Source organism: Planococcus dechangensis (genome assembly GCF_042654465.1).
Classification (GTDB): domain Bacteria; phylum Bacillota; class Bacilli; order Bacillales_A; family Planococcaceae; genus Planococcus; species Planococcus dechangensis.
The window spans coordinates 1436132-1460884 of record NZ_JBHSGL010000005.1; the positions used below are offsets into that span (position 1 = coordinate 1436132).

General features: G+C 49.7%; 26 protein-coding genes. All 26 read right to left on the bottom strand.

All coding sequences use genetic code 11. The annotated features are described in order from the left end of the window. Positions 1-62: 62 nt before the first annotated feature. Positions 63-1562 carry a D-alanyl-D-alanine carboxypeptidase/D-alanyl-D-alanine endopeptidase gene (dacB, locus tag ACFO5U_RS10230; RefSeq protein ID WP_377278935.1) on the bottom strand — a complete coding sequence of 500 codons (1500 nt, stop codon included), beginning with the start codon at positions 1560-1562 and terminating at the stop codon, positions 63-65. Positions 1563-1794: 232 nt separating this feature from the next. Then, positions 1795-2715 carry a ribose ABC transporter substrate-binding protein RbsB gene (gene rbsB / locus ACFO5U_RS10235; RefSeq protein WP_377278937.1) on the bottom strand — a complete coding sequence of 307 codons (921 nt, stop codon included), beginning with the start codon at positions 2713-2715 and terminating at the stop codon, positions 1795-1797. Positions 2716-2727: 12 nt separating this feature from the next. Continuing rightward, positions 2728-3672, bottom strand: coding sequence for a ribose ABC transporter permease (gene rbsC / locus ACFO5U_RS10240; RefSeq protein ID WP_377278939.1), 945 nt, complete (start codon positions 3670-3672; stop codon positions 2728-2730). After that, positions 3653-5155, bottom strand: a complete 1503-nt coding sequence (locus ACFO5U_RS10245; protein WP_377279488.1) for a sugar ABC transporter ATP-binding protein — start codon at positions 5153-5155, stop codon at positions 3653-3655. Before ACFO5U_RS10245 ends, rbsC begins: the two co-directional genes overlap by 20 nt. A gap of 27 nt (positions 5156-5182) precedes the next feature. Next, positions 5183-5569 carry a D-ribose pyranase gene (gene rbsD, locus ACFO5U_RS10250; RefSeq protein WP_377278941.1) on the bottom strand — a complete coding sequence of 129 codons (387 nt, stop codon included), beginning with the start codon at positions 5567-5569 and terminating at the stop codon, positions 5183-5185. After that, a complete protein-coding gene (gene rbsK / locus ACFO5U_RS10255; protein WP_377278943.1) occupies positions 5566-6441 on the bottom strand; it encodes a ribokinase in 876 nt (291 codons plus the stop codon). The genes rbsD and rbsK overlap by 4 nt, the downstream gene beginning before the upstream one ends. Next, positions 6441-7421: a LacI family DNA-binding transcriptional regulator gene (locus ACFO5U_RS10260; RefSeq protein ID WP_377278945.1), complete on the bottom strand. Its 981-nt coding sequence runs from the start codon at positions 7419-7421 to the stop codon at positions 6441-6443. Before ACFO5U_RS10260 ends, rbsK begins: the two co-directional genes overlap by 1 nt. A 125-nt stretch (positions 7422-7546) precedes the next feature. Beyond that, a complete protein-coding gene (locus tag ACFO5U_RS10265) occupies positions 7547-7915 on the bottom strand; it encodes a hypothetical protein (protein ID WP_377278947.1) in 369 nt (122 codons plus the stop codon). An 81-nt stretch (positions 7916-7996) separates the two neighbouring features. After that, positions 7997-9409, bottom strand: coding sequence for an MBL fold metallo-hydrolase (locus tag ACFO5U_RS10270; RefSeq protein ID WP_377278949.1), 1413 nt, complete (start codon positions 9407-9409; stop codon positions 7997-7999). 160 nt (positions 9410-9569) lie between these two features. Beyond that, positions 9570-10394 carry an enoyl-CoA hydratase-related protein gene (locus ACFO5U_RS10275; RefSeq protein WP_377278951.1) on the bottom strand — a complete coding sequence of 275 codons (825 nt, stop codon included), beginning with the start codon at positions 10392-10394 and terminating at the stop codon, positions 9570-9572. Then, positions 10372-11274, bottom strand: coding sequence for an NAD(P)H-dependent flavin oxidoreductase (locus tag ACFO5U_RS10280; RefSeq protein ID WP_377278953.1), 903 nt, complete (start codon positions 11272-11274; stop codon positions 10372-10374). Before ACFO5U_RS10280 ends, ACFO5U_RS10275 begins: the two co-directional genes overlap by 23 nt. Further along, a complete protein-coding gene (locus ACFO5U_RS10285) occupies positions 11267-12448 on the bottom strand; it encodes an acetyl-CoA C-acetyltransferase (protein WP_377278954.1) in 1182 nt (393 codons plus the stop codon). The genes ACFO5U_RS10280 and ACFO5U_RS10285 overlap by 8 nt, the downstream gene beginning before the upstream one ends. A 213-nt stretch (positions 12449-12661) precedes the next feature. Next, positions 12662-13645, bottom strand: coding sequence for a quinone oxidoreductase family protein (locus ACFO5U_RS10290; RefSeq protein WP_377278955.1), 984 nt, complete (start codon positions 13643-13645; stop codon positions 12662-12664). A gap of 15 nt (positions 13646-13660) precedes the next feature. Beyond that, entirely contained in the window at positions 13661-15043 is a 1383-nt protein-coding gene (locus ACFO5U_RS10295; RefSeq protein ID WP_377278957.1) for a short-chain fatty acid transporter, read from the bottom strand. Between the two features lie 55 nt (positions 15044-15098). Further along, entirely contained in the window at positions 15099-15872 is a 774-nt protein-coding gene (locus ACFO5U_RS10300) for an SDR family NAD(P)-dependent oxidoreductase (RefSeq protein ID WP_377278959.1), read from the bottom strand. A gap of 51 nt (positions 15873-15923) precedes the next feature. Beyond that, on the bottom strand, positions 15924-16283 hold the full coding sequence (locus tag ACFO5U_RS10305) for a MaoC/PaaZ C-terminal domain-containing protein (RefSeq protein ID WP_377278961.1): 360 nt from the start codon (positions 16281-16283) through the stop codon (positions 15924-15926). Further along, positions 16255-16707 carry an FAS1-like dehydratase domain-containing protein gene (locus ACFO5U_RS10310; protein ID WP_377278963.1) on the bottom strand — a complete coding sequence of 151 codons (453 nt, stop codon included), beginning with the start codon at positions 16705-16707 and terminating at the stop codon, positions 16255-16257. The genes ACFO5U_RS10305 and ACFO5U_RS10310 overlap by 29 nt, the downstream gene beginning before the upstream one ends. A 20-nt stretch (positions 16708-16727) precedes the next feature. Continuing rightward, a complete protein-coding gene (locus ACFO5U_RS10315) occupies positions 16728-17780 on the bottom strand; it encodes a phosphotransferase family protein (protein WP_377278965.1) in 1053 nt (350 codons plus the stop codon). A 16-nt stretch (positions 17781-17796) separates the two neighbouring features. Beyond that, positions 17797-18642: a 3-hydroxybutyryl-CoA dehydrogenase gene (locus ACFO5U_RS10320; RefSeq protein ID WP_377278967.1), complete on the bottom strand. Its 846-nt coding sequence runs from the start codon at positions 18640-18642 to the stop codon at positions 17797-17799. 16 nt (positions 18643-18658) lie between these two features. Then, entirely contained in the window at positions 18659-19441 is a 783-nt protein-coding gene (locus tag ACFO5U_RS10325; RefSeq protein ID WP_377278969.1) for an enoyl-CoA hydratase/isomerase family protein, read from the bottom strand. A gap of 12 nt (positions 19442-19453) precedes the next feature. Continuing rightward, complete coding sequence (locus ACFO5U_RS10330; RefSeq protein WP_377278970.1) at positions 19454-20200, bottom strand: 2-phosphosulfolactate phosphatase; 747 nt, start codon at positions 20198-20200, stop codon at positions 19454-19456. Positions 20201-20218: 18 nt separating this feature from the next. Then, entirely contained in the window at positions 20219-20812 is a 594-nt protein-coding gene (locus ACFO5U_RS10335; RefSeq protein ID WP_377278972.1) for a TetR family transcriptional regulator, read from the bottom strand. A 23-nt stretch (positions 20813-20835) separates the two neighbouring features. Continuing rightward, complete coding sequence (locus ACFO5U_RS10340) at positions 20836-21384, bottom strand: TRAP transporter small permease (protein WP_377278974.1); 549 nt, start codon at positions 21382-21384, stop codon at positions 20836-20838. Between the two features lie 18 nt (positions 21385-21402). Continuing rightward, positions 21403-22725 carry a TRAP transporter large permease gene (locus ACFO5U_RS10345; protein WP_377278976.1) on the bottom strand — a complete coding sequence of 441 codons (1323 nt, stop codon included), beginning with the start codon at positions 22723-22725 and terminating at the stop codon, positions 21403-21405. 74 nt (positions 22726-22799) lie between these two features. Beyond that, positions 22800-23915 (bottom strand): TRAP transporter substrate-binding protein DctP, encoded by a 1116-nt coding sequence (gene dctP / locus ACFO5U_RS10350; RefSeq protein ID WP_377278978.1) that lies wholly within the window; start codon positions 23913-23915, stop codon positions 22800-22802. Positions 23916-23971: 56 nt separating this feature from the next. Next, positions 23972-24748 carry an enoyl-CoA hydratase/isomerase family protein gene (locus tag ACFO5U_RS10355; RefSeq protein WP_377278980.1) on the bottom strand — a complete coding sequence of 259 codons (777 nt, stop codon included), beginning with the start codon at positions 24746-24748 and terminating at the stop codon, positions 23972-23974. Positions 24749-24753 lie beyond the last annotated feature (5 nt).

A 24753-nucleotide genomic window follows, 5' to 3' on the forward strand; every position in this document is an offset into this window, starting at 1 on the left:
TCCATCAAAAAACAACAGCCGAAGACTCGAGGTCTTCTTGGCTGTTGAGAATCGTTCATACTTTATTCTTTTTGATAACCGGCAATTGCTTCGGCTATGGCATTTTCAATCGTTGTGACGGACGACAAATGATTGTTCAGGACAATTGTAAAAATCAAGCGATCGCCATCTTTCGTTGTGGCATAGCCGGCTAAAGATGACACCGACGACAGGCTGCCGGTTTTCGCCTGTACGTTGCCTTCTGCTGCCGACCCTTTCATCCGGTTGCGCAATGTGCCGCCAACCAAACGTTCCGCTGCGCCAGCTACCGGGAGCGACGCCAGAAACGTATCAAACCACGGCTCGCTTTGTGCCGCAAATAATAATTGCGATATCTCGTTCGCCGGAATCAAGTTGACATGGGACATTCCAGAAGCATCGCGCAATTGAACTGTGCCTATATTGACGCCGAGGCTACTAGAAACCGACTCCATCACGTCAATTCCAGCAGTCCAGCTGCCTTCGCCATTTATGACTTTGCCCATTTGCTTCGCCAAGGCTTCTCCGTGCCCATTATTGCTCAGTTTCATAAATGGAATAGACAGCTCCGACAGTGTCATCGACTGATGTTCCACCAGCAGGCGGCTATTGTCCGGCGTGACGCTCATTGCTGTTGCGGACTGACCGATCCTATCGATTCCTGCATTCCTAAGTGCTTTATCAAACAAGCTGAGGGCATAGCCTGATGGCTCATGGACCGCTATCCATTCGCGCGTACGGCTGCCTTGTTCCGGGATATTGCCTTCGACCACGATTTCATTCGTACCATGTTTTCTCGTGATGCTAAGGGTTTTCGGCTCCCCCGAAGCAACAGTTTTCGCGTTATTCACAACGGTCACATAATCGGTTTCCGGGGACAGCGTAACTTTTGCTTCGTCACCTGCTGCAGCTCCTGCATTTGCTTCAACAATGATCGATCCTGCATCATAATCCATATTTGGAGAAGCTGTCAATGCAGACACTTGTGCCCCGACATAATAAACTTCGTTTTTCCAAGTCATATCCTCAGACAAACGCTCATCGTCGAACCAACTGTCATCACCGAATAGATCGCCTTTCACTTTTTGAATGCCTTGCGATTTCAGTTGTTCAGCAAAACGCTCGAAATCTTCCTCAAGTAAAGTCGGGTCGCCTTTCCCTTTTAAATATAAATTGCCGTGCAAAACTTTTCCTTTTAACTGACCGTCTGTATGTATTTCTGTCGAGAATCGGTGATCTTCACCCAAACTCTCAAGTGCGGCCGCCATCGTAAACAGCTTCATATTAGAGGCTGGCTTCAGTCTTGTATCTCCAAAATGATCGTAAATCTGTTCTCCACTGTCCGCTTTCCGGATACTCACTCCGGCAAGCGCTCCATTCAAGCGCTCATCTTGTAAAATCTCATTGATTTCACCAGTCAATACTGCATACTTATCATCTGCCCCAACCACTTGCCCTTCACTCCCCATTCCTAGTGGAGATGCCGCTAATATCCCTGCGATTACAAGCAGGCTCGCAGCTTTCCATCGTTTCATTTTTGCCATTTAATTTCCTCCTAATATGCGTTTGCTAAAATGTACCACATAAAAAGAGGGAATTTTCTGATACCTGAATAATCAGAACTATGGTCTTACTACTATTTTATATTACTAGTAAAAAAACCCAAATGAAATTCATTGAACTTAACCGTTTTCTTGTCTTCACGTTCTTTCAGCCTAGTTGGCATCAACTACAAAAGCCCGCACGGACAAATCGTCCATGCGGGCTTTCTGTATATTATTGAACCAATTCTAACTCGACCGGGATCGAAGCTTCGACTTCTTCACCGTTCAAATGCTGGACTGCTGTATCCACAGCCATCTCGCCGATCATTTCCGGCTTTTGAGCGATCGTTCCTGCAAGTCGTCCTTCTTCTACTGCTGCGATGGCATCGTCTGTAGCGTCAAATCCGACAACCGTAACATCCGCGCCGGCTGCTTCAATCGCTTCCAGTGCACCGAGTGCCATTTCATCGTTATGCGCAAACACTCCTGTTACTTCAGGGTTGGCCTGCAAAATATTTTCCATAACCGACAAGCCTTCTGCACGGTTGAAATTCGCTGTTTGTTTTGCGACCACTTCCAAGCTGTCCGCTGCTACATTGTTGAAGCCTTCTCCGCGCTCACGTGCTGCGGATGATCCCGGGACGCCTTCAAGCTCTGCTACTTGCGCACCGTCACCGACGAGCGACAGCAAATGTTCCCCAGCCATTTCCCCGCCTGCTACGTTATCCGATGCAATATGGGAAACAACTTCTCCGCTCTCAGCGCTGCGGTCAACTGTGATAACCGGAATATCTGCGCCGTTTGCCGATTGGACTGCAGAAGCCACCGCTTCTGAATCGACCGGGTTGATCAAGATCAAGTCTACGCCTTGCTGGATCAAATCTTCTACATCACTTGCCTGTTTCGATGCATCATCTTGTGCATCGACAACGGAAAGGCTCGCTCCAAGTTCTGAAGCTTTTGCTTCCGCTCCTTCGCTCAATGTGACGAAGAACGGGTTGTTCAAGGTGGAGATAGAAAAACCGATTGTGAAATCGCCGGCCGCTTCCTCGCCGCCAGTTGTTTCTTCAGAATCTGAACCTGGTGCGTCCATGGAACATGCAGCCAAAACCATCATCGAAAGTAAAACGAACATCAATAGCATCTTCTTCATTTTTACCACTCCTTATGCTGTTTTTTTACGGTCGAGCAATACTGCGAGCAATATAACTGCACCCTTCACCACTTGCTGGAAGAAGGAAGAAACCCCGATTAAGTTCAAGCCATTGTTCAATACGCCAATGATTAAAGCACCGATCAATGTGCCGACGATCCAGCCGCGGCCACCCGTCAAACTCGTACCCCCTAGCACGACGGCTGCAATCGCGTCGAGTTCGAACATTTGCCCCGCTGTCGGTTGCGCCGAATTCAAGCGCGACGTCAAGATCAATGAAGCGAGAGCCGCAAGCATCCCGACTAATGAGTAAACATAGATTTTAATGCGGTCCGCATTGATTCCGGACAACACCGACGCTTCTTCATTGCCGCCGACTGCATAAACGCGTCGCCCGAAAGTCGTCTTCTTCAAAATGAAGTACAAAATCCCGAAACTGATGAGCATCGTCACGACTGGAATTGGAATGCCGAGGAAATAGCCTTTCCCTAGCATTTGGAACGCTACACTGTCGCCAAGGCCTGAAATCGGGCGGCCTTCGGTATAGACGAGCGTGAGCCCCCTATAAATGGTCATCGTCGCGAGTGTAGCGATAAACGGTGCCACTTTCCCTTTGGCGATGATGATGCCGTTGATGGCGCCTAGAACGGCACCGAGGAACAGCCCGAGCAGCATCGCCAGAATCGGATCTACGCCAGATGCCATCATGCCGGCTGTGACCGCGCCTGTCAGTGCCAGGATCGATCCGACGGACAAGTCGATGCCTCCTGTCAGGATGACAAAAGTCATCCCGAAAGCGATCAACGCATTAATCGAGACTTGCCGCAAAACATTGAAGATATTATTCATCGATAGAAAACTTGGGTTGATTGCGGTAATAATGACGATGATCAAAATCAAACCGATAAACGGTGCAATCTTTTGGAATAAGCTTGTATTAGCGGTCTTCAGTTGCATGTTTTCCACCTCCTGTTGCGTAATGCATAATCGTTTCCTGCGTCATTTTCGGTTTCGGCAAATCTGCCGTCAACCGGCCTTCGTGCATGACAAGCACGCGGTCAGCCATGCCGATTACTTCCGGCAGTTCAGATGAAATCATCAAAATGGCAACGCCTTTCGCTGCCAATTCGTTGATAATCGAATAGATTTCTTTTTTCGCTCCGACATCGACGCCGCGCGTCGGTTCATCGAGTATAAGCACATCCGGTTCGATGCCAAGCCATTTCGCGATGACGACTTTTTGCTGGTTGCCGCCGCTGAGCGATTTGGCCGCTTGCATTGGACCTGATGTCCGAATCCCGAGACGCTTGACCATTGAGTCGTAAAGTTTGCGCTCTTTGTCTTTTGACAACCACCCGTTTTTGGAGATCTTGCCGAAGTTCGCCATGCTGATGTTTTCCTCGACGGTGAAATCGACAATGAGGCCTTCGGATTTGCGGTCTTCCGTGACATAGCCGATGCCCAGCTCTTTCGCTTTTTTCGGATTATCGATCTTCACCGGTTTGCCGTCGAGTTCGACGATGCCTGCATCGGCTTTTTTATAGCCGAACAATGTTTGCGCCACTTCTGTCCGGCCGGCGCCCATCAGCCCCGCAATCGAGACGATCTCGCCTTTGTGGATATCGAATGACACATCCTCGAAACAATCTTTGCGCGACAAGCCTTTAACGGATAATTTCACATCCCCGATTGCGGAGCTCCGTTCTGGGAATCGGTCACCGAGTTCGCGGCCGACCATCAGCTGGACAATTTCTTCGAATGTCGTTTCACTGATTTTCCGCTCTCCGACAAATTCACCGTCTCGCAGAATGGTGATGCGGTCGCACAACGAGAAAATCTCTTCCATCCGATGTGAAATATAGACGAAGGACACGCCGCGTTTTTGCAGTTCGCGTATGGTCACAAACAAAGTTTCAATCTCCCGGTCCGTCAGCGCCGCTGTTGGTTCATCCATGATGATGATTTCGGCATCCATCGACAAAGCCTTGCCGATTTCCACCAATTGCTGCTGCCCGACAGATAATGTGCTGGCCGGAAGGGATGGGTTGATGTTGAGCCCCAAATCCCCTAAAATCTTTTTCGTTTTGCGTTCCATATCTTTCGTCTTCAGAATGCCGGTGCGGCCGATGGTTTCTTCTCGGCCGAGAAACAAATTATCCGCAATCGATAAATGCGGCAAAATGTTCAACTCTTGGTGGATGACCGCAATGCCTTGTTCTTCAGCTTGCTTTGGTACAGTGAATTCGACTTTTTCGCCTTTCACTACTACCGTGCCGGAATCCCGCGTATAAATGCCGGACATGATTTTCATCAATGTCGATTTGCCGGCGCCGTTTTCACCCATCAAAGCATGAATTTCTCCTTTTACGAGTGAGAAATGGACATTTTTCAAAACGGCGTTGCCGCTGAACGATTTGCATATATCGGTCATCTTGATCATTTCAGTCATATCATTCACCTGCCTCATTTAAAAGATAACGCCGGACTGAAGGACAATATTCGCATAAGGGCTTGCTTCCCCCGTGCGGATAATCAACTTGGCGCTGTGGCTCATCATTTTTAACTCTTCATGGCTGACATAACGGCAGTCGAGCCGCTCCTGGAGTGTGGTTTCGAGCTGTGGGTTGTGCATATTGATTTCCTGGGCAATAAAAGCAGATTCCGCTTCAAAATCTTCGAGCACCGCTTCGAGCACGGTCTCAAAAGATGGCTCGCCGATACGGTATGACAAATCCACACATGTTACATGTTCCGGAATCGGCAGTCCGCAATCAGCGATGACCAGCCAGTCGGTGTGCCCGAACTTTGCTAATTGGCTTGCGATGTCACGATTGAGCATCCCGTGCTTTTTCATGTGGCCTCCCCCAGTCGTGCCGTAACGTCCGAACGTTTCGGCATACCGCCTTGTGCGCCGAATTGCTCGACGGATATAGACGCTGCTGCATTAGCAAAACGCACCGCTTCATGGAAGGATTGGCCTTCCGACAACGCAACAGCAAGCGCGCCGTTGAATGTATCTCCTGCGCCTGTCGTGTCGACAGCAGCCGTCTCGAATCCTTCGACTAGCACATGCTCGCTGCCATCGAAATAGCGTGCGCCGTGCTTGCCGAGCGTTACAATCAAACGGTTCGGATAGCGTTCAAGCTCAAGCTCCCAATTTCCGCCGAATAGTTCTTGTGCCTCGGTTTCGTTCGGCGTCAAAAAGCTTGCCTGTTTCATTGAAGAAGTAAATCCTGCGGCTGGTGCCGGATTCAATATCGTCGGGACGTCGAGTTGTTGCGCCAGTGCGAGCGTATATTCCACGACCTCAATTGGTAGCTCTAATTGCAAGATGATCATGGAGCTCTTTTCGAGCAGCTTTTTCTGTGCATCGATATCGGCCGTTGTCAGTTCATGGTTGGCACCTGGAACGACAATGATGCGGTTGTCGCCTTCCGATAATAAAATATTGGCGATGCCGCTTGCGCCATCTGTCGTTTTCACTGCAGCCGTTTGAACTTGTTCCATTTCAAGCCCGTCAAGAAGCTGCTTGCCGAAAGCGTCGCTGCCGACTGCCCCGACCATGTGAACGGTACTGCCAAGCCTCGCAGCGGCTACTGCCTGATTCGCACCTTTTCCACCTGACACCGTTGTGTATAAATTGCCAAGCACCGTCTCGCCTTGCTTCGGAAAACGGTCTGTGCCGACGACCAAGTCCATATTGATGCTGCCTACTACTGTAATCATCATTCCACACTCCTTGTTGTGCCTCTCAGAATAAGTGTCACCGGAACTTCGTAGAAGCTTTCTTCCACCGGCTTGTTTTCGATCCGCTTGATCAAGACGCGGGTTGCGATGGCGCCCATCTTATAGACATCTTGCGCTACCGTCGTCAATCCCGGCGTCAACATTTCCCCCATCGCAATGCCGTCAAATCCGACGATCTGCAAATCGCCCGGCACTTTTCTGCCGAGCAGAGCGGCCGCTTTTAAAGCCCCTGCTGCGGAGACATCACTCGAAGCGAAAATGCCGTCGATTTCCGGGTGGTCCCGCAGCTGCTGCTCCACAATCTTTTGTGAGTCTGCGTAATGAAACGGGCTGGTGACAACCCGGTAACGCACATTCGCCTGTGCAATCGCTTCCATAAATCCGTCATAACGGTCGTTTGCCGGGTTCAGCGCTTCCGGCCCTCGCAGGAACAGGATGTTTTTGCATCCACGCTCCAATAACGCATTCGTTCCCAGCACCGCGCCTTCCTTATTGTTCGATGAGACGACCGGTATGTTGTCGTTGATGGCACGGTCGAGCGCGACGATCGGCAGCTTCGTGTCGGCGTAATGCGGCGCGTCGAGCTGATTGGAAGTCACGATGAAACCGGCGATATATTTTTTCTTTAAGGTTTCAATATAATTCTTCTCTTTTTTGGGATCTTCATCCGAATTGCACAAAATAACGGTGTAGCCATAAGTCAATGCGACGTCTTCCACCGCCCGTGCCAATTCAGGGAAAAACGGGTTAGTGATATCGGGTAAAATGAGCCCGATCAAATTCGAGCGTTTCGTATTCAAAGAGCGCGCAACCGGGTTCAGTTCATACTCTAGTTCTTCGACTGCCTCCGTCACGGCTTTAGCGGCATCTCCACTGACATAGCCGCTGCCATTTAGAAAACGTGAAACCGTTGCAACGGAAACTCCTGCTTTTTTTGCTACATCCCTGATCGTTGTCATCGAAATTCTCCGTTCTCCGTGCATGTGTAACCGGTTACACATACTATAAAACGCTACCCCATTCTTGTCAATGCGATTTTTTGCATAAAAAAACACCTCGGCAGTTTTTGCCGAGATGACCATGATTAATTGATCTGCAATTGTTCGTTGCATGTTTCGTCGGTCAGGCTGTAAGAGATGACGTTTTTGCCTTTTTTCCGGAGCAGCCGTACCGCCATATTCTTTTCCATTTCGTCGGATGCAATCACATGGATCGGGCCGCCTGGAATTTCTTCGTAGCTGCGGATGAAATAAGCGACCGGCAGTTCGAGCGCGCCATTTACAGGGTCTTTATAAGATATATTATAAGCCCGTACGTCCAGCAATGTGACCTCCTCTTTTCCTGAAAGGTTTTCGGCACAATCATGCTTAACGCCTTTGGCCGTGACATAGCGTTTATAGAAACCGTTCGAGCCGGCAAGCGCCAGCAGCGCAATTGGGATACCTATACTCATTGCTTTAATCTTCTCCTTCTGGATTATGATGGGTTCAAAGGAAAACCGCCGAAGCATTAGCTTAAGCGGTTTTGTTTCCTATTATTGCTTAACGGCTGCGACTTCCTGCTGCCATTTGCTGTAGCCGCCTGTCATATTGACCAAGTTGTCGATGCCGTTCGCTTTTAAGACGCTTGCTGCGATTGCCGAACGTGCGCCCGCCTGGCATTGTACAATGACTGTTTTTTTGGTGTTCACTTCGTCGATGCGGTTTTTCAAGGTCCCGACCATGATGTGTTGTGCATTTTCGATATGGCCCTCATCAAACTCGGTTTGGTTGCGGACATCCAGTACATACGCTTCGCCTTTTTCGACCATCTCTTGCGCTTCAGCCGGCGAGACGTTTTCATAACTTGCCAAATTATCTGCTTGCGCCATGATGTTCTCGTCTTTGGCATAGCCGTATACTTCGTCGATGCCGATCGAATGCAAAGCGGTCATCGCTTCATCGAGAACTGCCGGATCCACTATTAAGTACAGCGGTTTTTTATAGTCGACGACCCAGCCTGCCCAGGTCGTGAAAGAATTGTTGAACGGGATGTTGATCGTACCTGCGATATGGCCTTTACTGTAGTCAGCTGCCGGGCGCATATCGAGCACTTGCTTGCCTTCTGCCAGGAACGCTTCAATCTCAGATGCGGAATCGATTTGTTTCAGTTCCGGTAAATACTTGATCAATTGAGGGCCGACTTTATTGACTGATTTCATCACTGCGAAATAGTATGGCGGTTCCGGCTGACCTTCGAGCAAAGCTTTTTTGAAGGAGGCTTCGTCGTCGAATTGCATTGCCCAGTTAAAGGCTTTTTCGTAGCCGACCGTTGTGGATGGCACCGCGCCGAGCGATTTACCGCAAGCGGATCCTGCACCATGCGCCGGCCAAACTTGCAGATAATCCGGCAGCGCCTTGAAGCGTTCGATCGATTTAAACATCGCCACAGCACCCGATTCGGAAGTCCCTTGGATGCCTGCTGCTTTTTCGAGAAGATCGGGGCGCCCGACGTCGCCGACAAAGACGAAGTCGCCTGTAAAGATGCCCATCGGCTTGTCTGCGGATCCACCTTTATCCGTCAATAGGAACGAAATGCTCTCCGGGGTATGTCCTGGCGTGTGCATCACTTCGAAGACCAAGTTGCCGATCATGAACGTGTCGCCGTCTTTGAGCAATTGGTGGCTGATTTCATCCAAGTTTTGATATTTCCAATCGGCATCGCCTTCGTCCGAAATATAGAGTTTCGTGCCGAAACGGTCATTCAGCTCACGTGAGCCGGACACAAAATCAGCGTGGATGTGTGTTTCGAGAGCGCCGACAAGATTCAGTTTCTCTTTTTTCGCCAGTTCCGCATATGCTGTCACGTCGCGCATCGGGTCAACAACTACTGCTTCGCCTGTTTTTTGGCACCCTACTACGTAAGATGCGTGAGCCAATTTTTCGTCATAGAAATATCGTAATAACATGGAATCAATCTCCTTTTGTTTGTTTTCTTTTGCTTAAATACAATATACCCCATAGGGTATTAAAAGTAAACATACTTGCTCAGCTTTTAATTTTAAAGTGGAGAAAAATAAAAATAGCCCCCGCAGCGCAATGTTCGCGTCTCGGGAGCTATTCGGTATGTTATTTTTCGCTGCTAAAGAAATCGGGCAGCTCACTCGCTTTCATCGAGAACTCCGCTTTGCGCTTGTCGACGAAGGCCTGTATGCCTTCATCCGCATCGGCGTTTTGCCCTGCCCAATGAAGAAATTTCGATTCCACTAGATGCGACTCATGTGGATGATCAGCACCGAGCATTTTCCATAGCAATTGCCTTGTGAAGCTATTCGAGGTCGCAGCTGTATTGTCTACAATTTCTCTTGCGATTTCATATGCTTTAGCCAGGGGGTCTTCCGACTCGTATTGCATGAGGCCGGCCTCCACCGCTTCTGAAGTCGGAATATAGCGGCCCGTCAATGTCCATTCCAGCGCTTTACCGATGCCGACGAGGCGCGGCAAAAACCAGCCGGATGACGCTTCCGGCCCGATTCCACGGCGGCCGAAAACAAACCCGATTTTCACGTCTTTTTTGACGATGCGGATATCCATCGGCAAAGTCATCGTCATGCCGATGCCGACTGCTGGGCCGTTGATCGCAGCGATGATCGGTTTATTGACTTCGTACACTTGATTGCTCACTTGTCCGCCCAGGTCCCGGTAATCTTCCGAACTTTGTTCAGACGCAAAAGTCGCGCCCCCGTCCGACAAATCCATGCCGGCACAAAATGCACGGCCTGCTCCGGTTACGACAATCACTCTCACCGCATCGTCAGCGTTTACACTACGGTAGAAATCGAGCAACTCTTCATTCATCTGCTCTGTATAGGCGTTCATTTTATCGGGACGGTTCAGTGTCAACGTCAAGATTCCTTCCGAAAGCTCTGTTTTAATCGTTTCGTACAAGCGCATTCACTCCTTCTTTATACTCCCGCTCCAGTTGATCCACCACTTCTTTCACCGTTTCGCGTTTCGTCACGGTAGTTACACCGTGGCCCGCTGACCAAATATCGCGCCATGCTTTTGCGTTGACGAGATGCGACAAATCGATGTCTTTTCTTGGCTTCAAGGTTTTTGGGTCGATGCCTTGCTTTTCAAGGCTGGGAATCAACACATTGACCGGCACGCCGCTGAATGAATCGGTATAGAGCACGTCTTCGATAGAGGAATCGATGACCATTTGCTTGTACTCTTCCGGGGCACTGCTTTCTTCGACCGCCAAAAAACGTGTGCCCATATAAGCATAATCCGCACCCATCAAACGGGATGCCGCAACGTCTGCTCCTGATGACAGCGAACCGGATAAAATAATGGTGCCATCATAGAATTTCTTCACTGCTGCAATAAAGGCAAAAGGATTCAATGTACCGCCATGCCCGCCTGCACCGGCACACACGAGAATGAGCCCATCGACGCCGCTTTGCGCCGCTTTTTTCGCATGGCGCACATTCGCGACATCGGAATACACGAGCCCGCCGTAACCGTGGACGATTTCCAGTACTTCTGCAGGCGAACCGAGGGAGGTGATGACGATCGGCGGCTGGTGCTCACGGATCAGTTCAACATCTTCATCATAGCGTTTGTTCGAGCCGCGATGGCTGATGAAATTGACGGCCCACGGAATTTCCCCGAGTGCTTCTTTCACTTCGACCAGCCACTTCGCACATTCTTCCGCAGGGCGCGCATTCAATAGAGGGAACGAACCGATGACGCCGGAACGCCCTGATTCTATGACCATTTTCGGTGTCGAGACGAGAAACATCGGGGCGACGATAACAGGTAGCTTAGGCATGTTCGATCACCACCGCAATCCCTTGCCCGCCGCCGATGCATAGGCTCGCGACCGCATATTTTCCGCCGCGGCGCTTCAGTTCATAAGCTGCCGACAGCAATACGCGCGCACCGCTTGCGCCGACCGGATGGCCAAGAGCGATCGCCCCCCCATTGACATTCACTTTTGAACGGTCGAGCCCTAGCTCTTTTTCCACTGCCAAGTATTGGGCAGCAAATGCTTCGTTCACTTCGACCAAATCGATATCATTAAGCGTCAACTGCGCTTTTTCCAGTGCACGCCGTATCGCTGGAACCGGGCCGATTCCCATAATGGTCGGGTCTACTCCCGCGACATGCCATGATACGATGCGCGCTAACGGAGACAAGCCGTGCTTTTTGACCGCATCTTCTCCCGCTACGACGAGTGAAGCTGCGCCGTCGTTAATTCCAGAAGCGTTGCCCGCTGTAACGGACCCGTCTTTTTTGAACGCAGGGCGCAGTTTCGCCAAGCCTTCTGTATTGGCATCGGGTTTTATATGCTCATCCTTGTCGATGGTTACGCTCCCTTTGCGCGTTTTCACTTCGACGCCGACAATCTCTTCAGCGAATTGGCCGCCTTGTGCAGCTTTGGCCGCACGCTGGTTCGACTCGACCGAAAAGGCATCTTGCTCTTCACGTGAAATATTGTATTGTTCCGCCAGCTTCTCTGCCGTCATGCCCATTCCATTGCCGGTGTATTGATCGGTAAGTGTCGCGACCAGCATATCCTCAAATTGCACAGGGCCCATTTTTGCATTGCTGAAGCGCTGTGTGAAACTTGAGTAAGGCGACATCGACATATTTTCCGCGCCGCCAGCAAGCACAATATCCGCTTCCCCGAGCAAAATATGCTGCGCTGCGGAAACGACGGCTTGTGCACCTGAACCACAAAGCCGGTTCAGAGTGAAAGCTGGAACTTCCTGTGGCACGCCTGCATTCAAACCGATATGGCGCGCCAGATAAGCCGCATTGACATTGGACTGAATGACATTTCCGTAAATGACATGATCGACATCTTCCGCCTTTACATTCGATCTTTTCAGCGCTTCCACCGCTGTCGCCGTCCCGAGTTGTGTCGCATCGGTATTGGCAAATGAACCGCCAAAAGCCCCGAACGCCGTTCTTGCACCATCTACTAAATATACATTTTTCATATTCGCTGCTCCTTTTCCCGCCCGTTTGAAAGGGCTTACATATTTGTTTTTAGATTATCTGAAAATTTAGTTTTCCATTCAATCATACCGCCCAGTATGGTGGATTGCAAAGGTTTCTTACCCATGATTTAAATTTTAACGCTTTGTTTAAAATGTATTTTAAAGTCACCGCATTAGAAAAAAAGAAGGCCCATACTGAGCCTTCTTTGTTATTTAAGGAATCAACACCAATTTTCCTGTGCTTTTCCTGCTTTCCATCAGCGCATGGGCTTGTGCCGCTTGTTGGAGCGGATAGCGCCCAGTAATCGAAATGTTCAGCTGCTGTTGTTCCAGCAATTTGCTGATTGCCTCGTGCGCTTCTTTCAAGAATTCAGGGCGATGCTTCCGATAAGTGCCGGTGCTGTACCCGAGCACTGCCCGGCAGCTCGAATGAAGTTCATCCGTTTTGACATTCCCAGGGACAGATCCTTCATTGGCATGGCCGAACGAGACGATGCGGCCGAACGGCGCCAACACTTTCAAACTTTGTTCAAAGTTTTCACCAGCAATCGTGTCGAGGATGACATCGACGCCTGCGCCTCCTGTCCAACCCGTCAGCACCTCTGCAAAATTCTCTTCCCGGTAATTGATTGCCCGTGCACCGAGCTGTGTCACCAACTCCATCTTTTCTTCACTGCCGACGGTGCCGTATATTTCCTGGACACCGGCCAGTTTCGCCAATTGAATGGCGGTCGTCCCGATGCCGCCGGCTGCAGCATGGATCAAGACCGATTCGCCGGGTTGGATTCGTGCAATTTTATGCAGTACGTTAAACGCGGTGATGCCGACCGTCAATATCGCAGCAGCTTCTTCAAACTTGATCTTTTCTGGAATTTTGTAGACGAGCCGGTCGCTCGCGACAACATATTCCGCATAGGAGCCGGAAGATGGAAACGCGCTGACCCGTTCGCCGACAGAAAAATCAACGACTGCGCTGCCGACTTGCTCGATGACACCGGCACAATCGAGCCCGGGTGTAAACGGCTCGTTGGCCAAGACGCCATGGTATTGGCCAAGGCGTGCTTTCACGTCAGCAAAATTAACGCTGATCGCTTCGACTTTGATCAACACTTCGTTTTCTTTCGGCTCTGGTTTCGGCACCTCTTGAAGCTTCAGCACTTCTGGAGGTCCCGTTGTTTCTACAACGATCGCTTTCATGACAGCACTCCTTTTTTAGAAGATCAACAGGCAAGCACCGATGACTAAACCGCCGTAGATCAGCGCAATCATCGTGTATCCCATAATGTCGCGGATTTTCAATCCGGCAATCGCCAGCAGTGGAATTGCCCAGAACGGTTGGATCATATTCGTCCAGCTATCTCCCCAAGCGACCGCCATGACGATTTTCGCCGGATCGACACCCATTTCGAGTGCAGCCGGCAGCATGATCGGTGCTTGAACGGCCCATTGCCCGCCTCCTGAAGGAATAAAGACGTTCAAGATGCCGGCCGAAAAGAACGTGAAGAGCGGCAATGTCGTATCTGTTGAAATATCAATAAAGAAGTTCGACATCATGACTGCAAGTCCGGACGCGCTCAGCATTCCCATGATTCCGGCATAGAATGGATATTGCAATACAAACTGCCCGACACTGCTGACGGACTTCAACAGCCCTTGTGCCAGCTCGCGTACATTTCCGAACATCAACAAGGCAGCCGTCAGGAAGATCAAGTTAACGGTATTCAAGTCGAGCGAGAAGCCATTCATATAGAAATGGTTGATTAGATAACTCAACCCGAGGAATCCCCCGATCAATGGAATAAGGCGGGATTTCTCGATTTTATCGTTTGGATAATCTTCATGGTCTTGCACGGCTTCTTCTGTAACGGGATCTTCCAAACGAGCCGCATCCACTATATAGCGGTCGCTCGGGTTGCGTGGATGGATAAAGCGCATGACGAATGGCAATGTGAAGAACAAAATGGTGACGATGGCGATATTCATGCCAGATAATAAGGTTTCAGAAATCGGAATGATGCCGATATCCCCTTCAAAAATGTGTCCGGCCGTTGCGACAAAGAGCGCCGGGGACGAAGACAATCCGCCTTCCCAAATCAGGAATCCGGAATAGCCTGCCGCAACCAATACGCGGTAATCGACATCGCGCACTTTCTTAGCGACGAGTTTTGCAATGATTCCTGCCACGACCAGCCCGAATGCCCAGCTGATCAATGAAGCAAAGAGCGCCGTGAACGTCACCATGAGAATTGCCGAGTTCGGGCCTTTAGGTATGGCGGCAATTTTCTCAAGTGCGCGTGAAACAGTCGGCGTCAATGCCAGTGCATAACTCAATACAAAGGTCGTGATGATTTGTGCCGTAAAGGTCAGAAGCCCCCACATGCCATCTCCCCAATGGCGCATCATGTCGATCGGCCCTGAGTCTGTAAAGAGAACGCCGGCGATAAAGGCGACCGAAGTTAAAAGAATAGCGAAAACAAAAGCATCCGGCAGCCATTTTTCAGCGATTTTGGCAAACACGTTCGCCACTCTTGCAAGCGGGTTGTTTTGCGGTTTATCGAGAACTTTGTTGCGATCGGTGTTATTTCCATTGGCCATGATTTTTCCCCCTTAATCCCATTTTATTTCGAGTCCGACTCATCTCTATTTTCTTTTAATTAGCGGTCCAGCCGCCATCGACGTAAAGAATTTGGCCGGTCACATAACTCGAAGCCCCGGAGGCGAAAAACAAGGCGGGGCCGATCATCTCTTCCGCTTCTCCCATCCGTTTCAATAATGTTCTGCCAACGAGCTTCTCAAGGCGCTCCGGATCCTGCAGGAAAGGTTCGGTCATCGGCGTCTTGATATAGGCAGGCGCCAAGGCGTTGACGCGGATATTATGTTCAGCAAGTTCCGCTGCCCACACTTTCGTCAATTGGTTAATGCCGCCTTTACTCGCTGCATAGCTCGTCTGCAGCGGATTGCCGACTTGCCCCATGATAGAAGAAATATTGATGATGCAGCCGCTTTTTTGGTCGATCATCCGCTTCGCTGCCTGCTGGCCGACTAGAAAAATTCCTTTTAGGTTGGTCCCGATTACTTTGTCCCAGTCTTGTTCTTCAACTTCTACGAGCGGCTTGCGGATATTCATGCCGGCATTATTGACAAGAATATCGATGCCTCCAAAATTAGCATCAATGAATTCAAACAACTCCACTACTGCCTGTTTTGAAGTGACGTCCGCCACTTTCCAGGAGACGTCCAGATTGCGGCCGCTTAGTTCATCCGCCACTTCCTGAAGCACCGTTTCATCGCGTCCGGTGATCAGCACTTTCGCGCCTGCATTCGCGAGTCCGGCCGCAATCGCCAAGCCGATGCCTTTGCTGCCGCCCGTTACAAGTGCTTTTTTTCCTGTGAGATCAAAACTTGGGTATGAAAATTCTTTCAACAACACCCTCCCCCTCCATTTAAATGAATATTCGGTTAATTAATCATGCAATTATTCCACTTCAAAACTTCCGATCAACTTGCCTGAACCCGATGAGTCCTTAATCTGGAGTTCCCCGACGCCTTCAGTGATCAAAGCCCCTTCAATGACAAATCCTTCACCCGCATGTGCCATTCCGACAAAACGTACGGTGAATTTAGATAAACGCTTGTCCGGAAACCATTGTTCAATGGCGTCGGCCGCCCAGCCCATGAGCAACATGCCGTGAGCGATCGGTTCCTTGAGCCCTTTGCTGCGTGCGACTTTCGGAACGGTGTGAATTTCATTGAAATCCCCCGATGCTCCCGAATAGCGTACGAGATCGATCGGTGCGAGTGCTCTTTTATGAATGTCCGGCAAGGTTTTCGCCATGAGGCACGCCCCTTTCGATTAATGTCGCGCGGCCGATGCGGACTATTTCAGCGCGTTGGTTGCGATAAGTCGTTTCAATTAAATAAAAGCGCTTGTCTTTTTTATCAAAACGATCGGTCAAGACAGCCGTTGCGGTAATGACGTCTCCGGCAATGATGTCTTTTGGGTATTCAAAGCTTTGTTCACCGTGGAGAATGTCATTCGGATTCAATCCCCAGCCGGCGAACAATTGATAGAAATCCCGGTTATTCCAAAAATCGATGACGGTCGTATATGTAGGCGGCGCCGGGATGCCTTCGTATCCCGCAGCGATAGCCGCTTCCCGGTCAAAATAAACCGCATTTTGCAACCCGAGCGCGAGCGCAAATTCCCGGATTTTTCCGGCCTCTACGCGAAACGGCGCGTAGTGAAACTCTTGCTCCATCGAATTTCCTCCTCATTGGTTTATAGCACTTCTCCTCTTCGCGTCCGATTCGCCATATCAATCAAATTTGCGACAGCCTTGTTTAGATGGCGGAATCGCTCATCCTCGATTTCTCCGTTTTTCCAGCGATAATAGATTTGCTGCAAAATGCCGGCCAGCTTGTAAAACCCGAACGCTAGGTAATAGTTGATGTTCGACATATCGCGTCCGCTTTGCTTTGCATATTCTTCCACAAACTCTTTACGGGTATAGAATCCGGGCTGGCTGGAAATGATATTGATGCCGATGTCAGCATCTTCCGCTTGCCCCCAATACGCCAGTGTCGATCCGACATCGCTCAACGGATCACCAATCGTCGACAATTCCCAATCGAGCACACCTGTTGCAATTCCCGGATTTTCGCCGTCGAGGACCATATTGTTCAATTTGAAATCGTTATGGACGATGGTCGTTTCTTCATTGACTGGGATATTGGCTATGAGCCATTCTTCCAGTTCGGCAAGCCCTTCAAGTTCATCGGTTTTCGAATGATGGTAGCGCTTGATCCAGCCCTTTACCTGGCGCTCCATGAATCCGGCGGGTTTTCCCATATCAGCGAGCCCGGCTTGTTTGTAATCAATCGATTGCAATTGGACCAATGTGGAAATGATGTTTTTCGAAATAACAGGTCCTGCCGTCTCGGAATTCCCGTACACTTCCGGAAGATCTTCGTCGACGACAAGCCCTTGCTTTTTCTCCATAACGTAAAAATGCTTGTCCATCACTTGCGGATCCTCGCAATACACATACGGTTTCGGCGCCAAAGGAAACACGGGATTCACCTTTTCAAGCATTTTGAATTCCCGTTCCATATCATGTGCTTTTGGCGGGGTTTCCCCAAAAGGCGGACGCCTTAAAACGCCTTCCCAGTCACTGATTTGCAGTAAATAGGTCAGGTTCGAATAGCCTTCGGAAAATTGGCGGACATTCATTTCACCCTGCGGCAAGTCCGGAAGTGCACCTCTCAAAAAGCGCTCGACTTTTTCCCAGTCGATTTGCTGTGTTTTTTTCGTTTCCGGTGTTGCATCGCTCATGTTGGCGACCTCCCTGTTATTCATACTTAAAGAATCCTTCTCCCGATTTCCTGCCGAGTTTGCCTGCGCGTACATATTGTTTCAATAATGGCGCCGGCCTGTATTTGGAGTCTTTCGTTTCTTCATATAGCGTTTCAGCGACAAACAGCATCGTATCGAGCCCGATCAAATCGGCGAGAGCGAGCGGGCCGATCGGATGGTTTGCGCCGAGTTCCATACCTTTGTCGATATCTTCAGCAGATGCGATGCCTTCCATCAAGACGAATATCGCTTCATTGATCATCGGCGACAAAATCCGGTTGACCGCAAACAACGGAGCTTCTTTTACGGAAATCGCCGTTTTGTTAAAGCGTTCCGCTATCTGGTGCGCCCGCTCAAAGGTTTGGTCGCTCGTCTGTTCGGCACGGATGATTTCCACCAATTCCATGATCGGCACCGGATTGAAAAAATGCATGCCGACCACTTGCCCGCTGCGGCCCGAACTTGCGGCCATTTCCGTAATGCTCAGGCCGGACGTGTTGGTCGCGAAAATCGTTTCGGCTTTGCAGATGTCATTCAGTTGGGCGAACAATTGTTTTTTCGGTTCAAGTTGTTCGATGATGGCTTCGATGACGATGTCCATCTCTTTTAAATCATCCATGTCCGTAGTTGGGTGAATCCTCTCCCAAACTGCAATGCGCTGATCATCCGTCATGCGGCCTTTTTCCACATTGCGGCGCAGCGTTTTGTCGATGCGCTTCATTCCCCGCTCAAGCCCTTGTGGATCGACATCGAATAAAACTACGCTCATGCCGCCTTGTGCACCGACTTGTGCGATGCCGTTGCCCATTGTTCCAGCGCCGATTACTGCCAAATGTTCCATTGCCTATTCCCCCTCGTCAATTTCCTGTAAAGTCCGGTTTTCGTTTTTCACTAAATGCCTGAACGCCTTCTGCCATGTCCGACGTGCCGATGAGTTTGGCGAACATGCGCGTTTCTAAAGATTGCGCTTCCGGCAACGGCAAATCCAATCCCTCATCAATTGCCACTTTTGCCAGAGCGACAGCCAGCGGCCCTTTAGAGGCAATTTTTTCTGCCAATTCGTGTGCTTCTTTGAAAGCCTGGCCCACTGGCACTACACGCTCCACCAGTTTTGCTTCATAAGCTTCGCGCCCGCTCAACCAAATTCCGGACAACACTATTTCTTTCGCTTTTCCAGGTCCGACGAGACGGGAAAGCCGCTGTGTTCCGCCGTATCCCGGCAAGATGCCCAGTCCGGTTTCCGGCAGCCCCAGTTTCGCTTGTTCTTCAGCGATGCGGATGTCACAGGCAAGTGCCAGTTCCAATCCTGCACCGAGCGTCAAGCCGTGAATGGCACAAATAACAGGAGCTTTCCCTTCCGTCAGCTTATCGAAAATCCGCTTTCCTTTTTCCACCAATTCAATGCCGCTCATTTTGGTCAGTTGTGGAAACTGGCTAATATCAGCGCCGGCGGCAAATGCTTTGTCACTGGCAGACCGCAGCACGACGGCACGCACATCTGAAGCTTGGATCTCGTCGATCACTTTGTCGAGCTCCTCGAGCACAGCATCGCTCAAAACATTGAGCGGCTGATGGTCGAGTGTTATGACGCCGATCATATCGGCTATGTCCAACCCGATAAATTGCCACTGCTTGTCCATCGCGCGCCTCCTCTAGTCCGTCATGGTTTTTACTTGACCGGGTTCTTTCACGATCATGCCGTTTTCATAAACCGGCACGATATCCAGTTGTTCGTGCTGATTGATTACAAATTGTGCCGCAGCCGGGAAGTTGAAACGCTGGAGCAGATGAGCTGTTTCGCTATCCAGCAGCTCTTTGAATCCTTGAGCCAAAGAACTCTCGTAAGCTTTTTGCGCAAGTTTGGCGGCATCCGACAGCTCGTAATCTCCGGATTTCGTTAAATGCATGACTAATTGGCCGGCACCGATAAAATCTTCCATCGAAAAGCGGTCATCGTTTCCCGAACAGATAAGGACGATCGACGACCCGCCCTGCTCTTGATGGATACGCTCGGCTACACAATGGCCATTCACCAATGATGAAATATATAGCTTCTTCGAACTTTTCGCTTTTTCAATAGCGATGGTGCCATTCGTCGAGCAAATGATGGCTGCCTGCCGCTTCTGGCTATGTTGGAGTCCAGCTGGATCGGGATAGGCGAATCCGTCAAGTCCTTCGCCTTTCGACTCGCCGAGCAATAAATGCTCCGACTGTTGCAGCTGCGACAGCTCAAGCGCTTGCTTGCTGCCTAGGACAGCGTGCACCGGTTCATAATTGCGCTCCAGCAGGAAAATAATCGTCGACGTCGCCAAGAACACATCGATGACCGCAGCCGTACAGCCGCTGAGGCGTTCTTCTCTTACCGCTTCTTTTTGCGTTATAACATGTATTTTTCTCATTCCATCAATTCCTTCAGATCAAAATGTTTTTCGCAGCATTTTCAATAAATGCTCCGCGTAGATTTCTTCCACGTCTTCTGGCGAGTATTTCCCTTCCGGCGAATACCACACTTGGATCCAGTTTGTAGCGCCCAAAATAATCATGCGTGCCATTTTCTTCTCTGGCACGTCGAAATCTCCTCGTTCAACCCCTTCGTTGATGATGCGATCGAACAGTTCGGCATACTCATCACGTTTTTCGATGATTTCAGGAATATTGTCCTTGGAAAACGTCGTTTCGGGTTTGACGATCAAATTAAATACTTCTTTTTCACGGATTGCCACATCGATATGATGGCGGATTGCCTTGCGCATTTTTTCGACAGGAGGCAAATCAGCCTCGACAATCGCCACCATCTTTTCCTTCGCTTCCGTCAAAATCAATTCATGGCAGCGGTACAACAACTCTTCTTTGTTTTTAAAGTAATAGTAGAGAGCCCCTTTCGTCATGAGCAGTTCAGCGGCAATGTCCTCCATAGTGGCATTATGGTAACCTTGCCGTGATATAACCAGGCTGGCTGATCGCAGGATATCCTCTCGTTTCTTTGCTGCTTTCTGTTCACGTAGATTCATTCCGCTCCCCCATTTCCTGTTTTTTACAGGAGATCCTCCACTTGCTGTTTTGGCTCTTCCATCAATAAGCTCGGTTTCTTCTCCAGTAGATTGCGAATCAGGATGAACACATTTTCAATAATGATCATGCCGAACGCAATGGGAATCAGAAAGAAAAATGGATATAGCGGATACAGTGTGCCTGCAGCCGGGAAGGCGATTCCACGTGAGAGCCCATCCATCGCAAAAGCCCAGCTGAACTGGACAATAAGCGCCAGTACAAACAATTCAAGCGCAATCATCAACAAAATAATGGCTTTTTGCACCTTTGGCCCGAAACGGTCAAGCAATAAATCCATTTTCGGCAATACCCCTGAAGAGTAGACATAAGCAAGACCGGGAAATACGACGAGCGGCATCATGTAATTTTGGATGATCTCAAATCCGCCGCGGATTGAACTGGAGAATACCGTCCGCATCACCACGTCATAGACAATCAAGAGCATCATGACCATTACAGCAGCGCCGCTGATCCAAATGCCGATGAGTTTTAAATAATGAAAGAGCCGATAAACTTTCCATACAGCTTCCATTCATATCCCCTCCTTTTCTTACATCGAATTCGGCAGCCATGTTGCGAGGCCCGGGAAGACGATCATCAATCCTGTGACCACAACCATCGCCACTAAAGCAAAAACAGTCGTCAGCCGGAATATCGAGCCCGGTGTGATGCCGCTGACACCTGCGACTGCATAAACGCTTAATCCTACCGGCGGGGTAATCAATCCGATCGTACAGATCACGGCGACAAACACCCCAAACCATAATGTATCGACTTGCAGCTCTACAATAATTGGCAAAAGTACGGGAATCGACATCAAAATGACCGCCGCTCCTTCAATAAACATGAACATGATGAACAACACGATAGAGATGGCAATCAGCACAAGTGCCGGCTGGTCCATAATCGGTTCAAGCCATTCGATCAAGCGCCTCGGAAGAAGCGACAAAGAAACAAAGCGACCGAAAATTTGTGCACCAATCATGATGATCATGACCATTCCCGTCAATTTCACGGTTTCGATCAAGGATACTTTAAAGAAATTGACATTCACTTTGCCTAAAAGAAAAGCAGCAATCAATCCTACGAATGCCCCGACAGCCCCCGCTTCAGTAGGCGTGAAGACACCGGTGTAAATGCCCCCGAAGATGATGAACACGATCGATACCGCAATAACACTGGCAATGATCAAACGGAGTGCCGGCACTTTTTCTTCCGGTGCCTGCTGTTTGAGTGCTTCACTCGGCAACGCGGCTTGCTTGTTCTTGCCCAACTGGAAATATACGAGCATGACGGCGATAAAGACAAGCATCGTCAAAATCCCTGGAATGAACGCTCCGATAAACAGACTGCCGACCGGTGTTTCGGTTGCGACCCCGTATAGAATCAAAATGATGCTCGGCGGAATGATGCCAGAAAGCGAGCCGCCAGTTGCGGCCACCGCACCGGCAAGCGGCGCGCTATAGCCATGTTTGCGAAGCTCTGGGATGGCAACTTGGCCAAGCGAGGCAGAGGTCGCTGTTCCCGATCCGGAAACAGCCCCTAACATGCCGCCGATGATCAATGTCAAAATACCAAGCAAACTATTCTTTCCTTTTGATACTTTATGGACCAAATAGAAAATATCCTGGACGAGTCCGGATTGTAGGATGAACTGTGCCATCAGCACAAACAGCGGAATGGTCGTCAAGGTATAACTGGCTACGCGATTGAACGGTTCGTTTCCGAGAAGGCCGGGCAAGATGCCGAATCCTTCTAAAAGAATCAAACCGATGATGCCGCTTGCGAGCAAAACGGAGTGAATATACAAACCAGCGAGCAATAAGACAATCATCATGACCAAGATGATTCCAATTACGAGTAAATTGTCCATTCTCTGACCTCCCAGCTTCCATGATGAAAAAAGAAGATAGCGTCAATTTCTTACGCTATCCTCTTGTTAGCCTGTTATTCCAAATCCATGATCGCATCCGGCACTTCTCCGCCTTCTTCAATCAGCAAATCTCTCCACATTTTGACGAGGTCATTGCCAGGCAGGCCATTGTCCTCAAGCAAGTTCGCATAATCGGTCCACGTGTCTTCGATACCTGTATTAAAGTGATCTTGCACTTCTTGATCCAATTCGTTGAATTCGACAAACTTACCGCCATTTTCTTCGTTGTCAGGAATGATCGTTTCGGCACGGTCGATCCACTCTTGTGCACCCGCTTCGAAAATCTCATCATTGGCTTGTTCCATTGCTTCCTGGACATTTTCAGGAAGTTCATCCCATCTGCTTTGGCTCATGCCGATGAATGCATTGAAATGGCCGAAGTTGATGCCCGTCAACGTGTAAGTGAACAAATCTTGGAAACCATAGCCCGTCCAGTCGGCAATGCTATAGAATGCCCCTTCGAAGGTTCCCCGGCTCAAAGCGTCATAAATTTCAACAGCTGGCATCGTTACACTGTTGATGCCTGTTTTAGATGCGTAAATCTCATGGATGCGCGAAGGCGTTCGGAGTGAGGTACCTTCGATATCGCTGACAGTATTGAACTCATGGCCCGTTGTAGAGATCGAATATTCCTGAGTTGTTGAAACCGGGAATACCTTAAAGTCACCGAATTGCATTTCCGTATACGTTTGGCCATCTGCCAGTTCTTCTTCACTTTCAAGGAGGTTTTTCCAAGCGTTCGATGCGATGATGGTATCGGAATGGTTCAATGGCAGCATCGTCACTTCAGCCATCGGGAATTGGTCGGGCTGATAGATTGGCAGCACCAATGCGACATCGACCGTTCCTGTTTGCAAAGCATCACCCTCGTCCGGAACTGATACGAGCTCGCCGCCCGTAAATGTTTCAAATTCCACTTGTCCATCCGTCAATTCCTCAACCCGCTCCATCCACGGAACCATCGAAGCTTCCCACCACGCATGTTGGGCACTGAGACCAGTCGCTGCGCGCAGCGTGATCGTTTCTTCGCCTTCCGCTCCGCCGCCCGCTGAATCTCCGCCGCCGCATCCTGCCAGTAACAGTGTCATTGCCGCACCTGCTGCTAAATAACGTGAACCGTATTTTTTCATAATAATTCCCTCCGTCCGGTTTTATGCCGTGGCCGCATCATATGATAACGCTTACATTACTTCCCTTGAAAGTCTGGCTTGCGTTTGTCAAAAAACGCTGTGACGCCTTCTTTATGGTCTTCGGTTTGCAGCAGCATCGTCTGGATGAGGTTTTCCTGCATGAACGCCGCTTCCTGTGGCATTTCATCCAAATGATTGACCAAGTATTTGACGTATTTATTGCTGATGGCTGGACCTGTGGCAAGAAATTCAGCAAATTCAGCGGCTGCTTCTGCGACATTCCCCGACGATATCTTGTTGACTAACCCGTGATGTTCCGCTTCTGATGCGCCGATCACTTTGGCTGAGGAAATCCATTCTTTGGCCAGCGGCGGGCTGATGCGTTTTCTAAGCGCCTTGATAAGGCCGAGATCAGGGATCAGGCCGATATTCGAAAAGCTCAATGCGAATTTGGCTTCCTCATCCGCCACGATGAAATCAGCGGCAAGTGCCAGGCTGAACCCTGCGCCTGCTGCATAGCCATGCACCGCGGCGACAATGTATTTATCGCTGTCCATAATGGCTTTTGATAAGCTTGAAATAAAATCGATCCACTCGGCGACTTCATGCGCGCCACCGAGTGATTTCATGGCGGCAATGTCGCCTCCTGCGGAAAAGGCTTTGCCTTCACCGGTTAGGATAATGACTTTCACCGCTGGGTCGGATTCTAGCTGCTGGAGCGCAGCAAGCAGTTGTTCGACCATTTCACGGGATAAGGCATTGAGTTTATCCGGACGGTTCATCCGCAGCATCGCGATATTCCCTTGCACTTCTTTGTTTACAAGATTCCCCATAAGCT

Coding starts and splice junctions, on each gene's coding strand:
- dacB (WP_377278935.1), bottom strand. CDS start 1,562: ATGGCAAAAATGAAACGATGGAAAGCTGCGAGCCTGCTTGTAATCGCA.
- rbsB (WP_377278937.1), bottom strand. CDS start 2,715: ATGAAGAAGATGCTATTGATGTTCGTTTTACTTTCGATGATGGTTTTG.
- rbsC (WP_377278939.1), bottom strand. CDS start 3,672: ATGCAACTGAAGACCGCTAATACAAGCTTATTCCAAAAGATTGCACCG.
- ACFO5U_RS10245 (WP_377279488.1), bottom strand. CDS start 5,155: ATGATCAAGATGACCGATATATGCAAATCGTTCAGCGGCAACGCCGTT.
- rbsD (WP_377278941.1), bottom strand. CDS start 5,569: ATGAAAAAGCACGGGATGCTCAATCGTGACATCGCAAGCCAATTAGCA.
- rbsK (WP_377278943.1), bottom strand. CDS start 6,441: ATGATTACAGTAGTAGGCAGCATCAATATGGACTTGGTCGTCGGCACA.
- ACFO5U_RS10260 (WP_377278945.1), bottom strand. CDS start 7,421: ATGACAACGATCAGGGATGTAGCAAAAAAAGCAGGAGTTTCCGTTGCA.
- ACFO5U_RS10265 (WP_377278947.1), bottom strand. CDS start 7,915: ATGAGTATAGGTATCCCAATTGCGCTGCTGGCGCTTGCCGGCTCGAAC.
- ACFO5U_RS10270 (WP_377278949.1), bottom strand. CDS start 9,409: ATGTTATTACGATATTTCTATGACGAAAAATTGGCTCACGCATCTTAC.
- ACFO5U_RS10275 (WP_377278951.1), bottom strand. CDS start 10,394: ATGCGCTTGTACGAAACGATTAAAACAGAGCTTTCGGAAGGAATCTTG.
- ACFO5U_RS10280 (WP_377278953.1), bottom strand. CDS start 11,274: ATGCCTAAGCTACCTGTTATCGTCGCCCCGATGTTTCTCGTCTCGACA.
- ACFO5U_RS10285 (WP_377278954.1), bottom strand. CDS start 12,448: ATGAAAAATGTATATTTAGTAGATGGTGCAAGAACGGCGTTCGGGGCT.
- ACFO5U_RS10290 (WP_377278955.1), bottom strand. CDS start 13,645: ATGAAAGCGATCGTTGTAGAAACAACGGGACCTCCAGAAGTGCTGAAG.
- ACFO5U_RS10295 (WP_377278957.1), bottom strand. CDS start 15,043: ATGGCCAATGGAAATAACACCGATCGCAACAAAGTTCTCGATAAACCG.
- ACFO5U_RS10305 (WP_377278961.1), bottom strand. CDS start 16,283: ATGGCGAAAACCTTGCCGGACATTCATAAAAGAGCACTCGCACCGATC.
- ACFO5U_RS10310 (WP_377278963.1), bottom strand. CDS start 16,707: ATGGAGCAAGAGTTTCACTACGCGCCGTTTCGCGTAGAGGCCGGAAAA.
- ACFO5U_RS10315 (WP_377278965.1), bottom strand. CDS start 17,780: ATGAGCGATGCAACACCGGAAACGAAAAAAACACAGCAAATCGACTGG.
- ACFO5U_RS10320 (WP_377278967.1), bottom strand. CDS start 18,642: ATGGAACATTTGGCAGTAATCGGCGCTGGAACAATGGGCAACGGCATC.
- ACFO5U_RS10325 (WP_377278969.1), bottom strand. CDS start 19,441: ATGGACAAGCAGTGGCAATTTATCGGGTTGGACATAGCCGATATGATC.
- ACFO5U_RS10330 (WP_377278970.1), bottom strand. CDS start 20,200: ATGAGAAAAATACATGTTATAACGCAAAAAGAAGCGGTAAGAGAAGAA.
- ACFO5U_RS10335 (WP_377278972.1), bottom strand. CDS start 20,812: ATGAATCTACGTGAACAGAAAGCAGCAAAGAAACGAGAGGATATCCTG.
- ACFO5U_RS10340 (WP_377278974.1), bottom strand. CDS start 21,384: ATGGAAGCTGTATGGAAAGTTTATCGGCTCTTTCATTATTTAAAACTC.
- ACFO5U_RS10345 (WP_377278976.1), bottom strand. CDS start 22,725: ATGGACAATTTACTCGTAATTGGAATCATCTTGGTCATGATGATTGTC.
- dctP (WP_377278978.1), bottom strand. CDS start 23,915: ATGAAAAAATACGGTTCACGTTATTTAGCAGCAGGTGCGGCAATGACA.
- ACFO5U_RS10355 (WP_377278980.1), bottom strand. CDS start 24,748: ATGGGGAATCTTGTAAACAAAGAAGTGCAAGGGAATATCGCGATGCTG.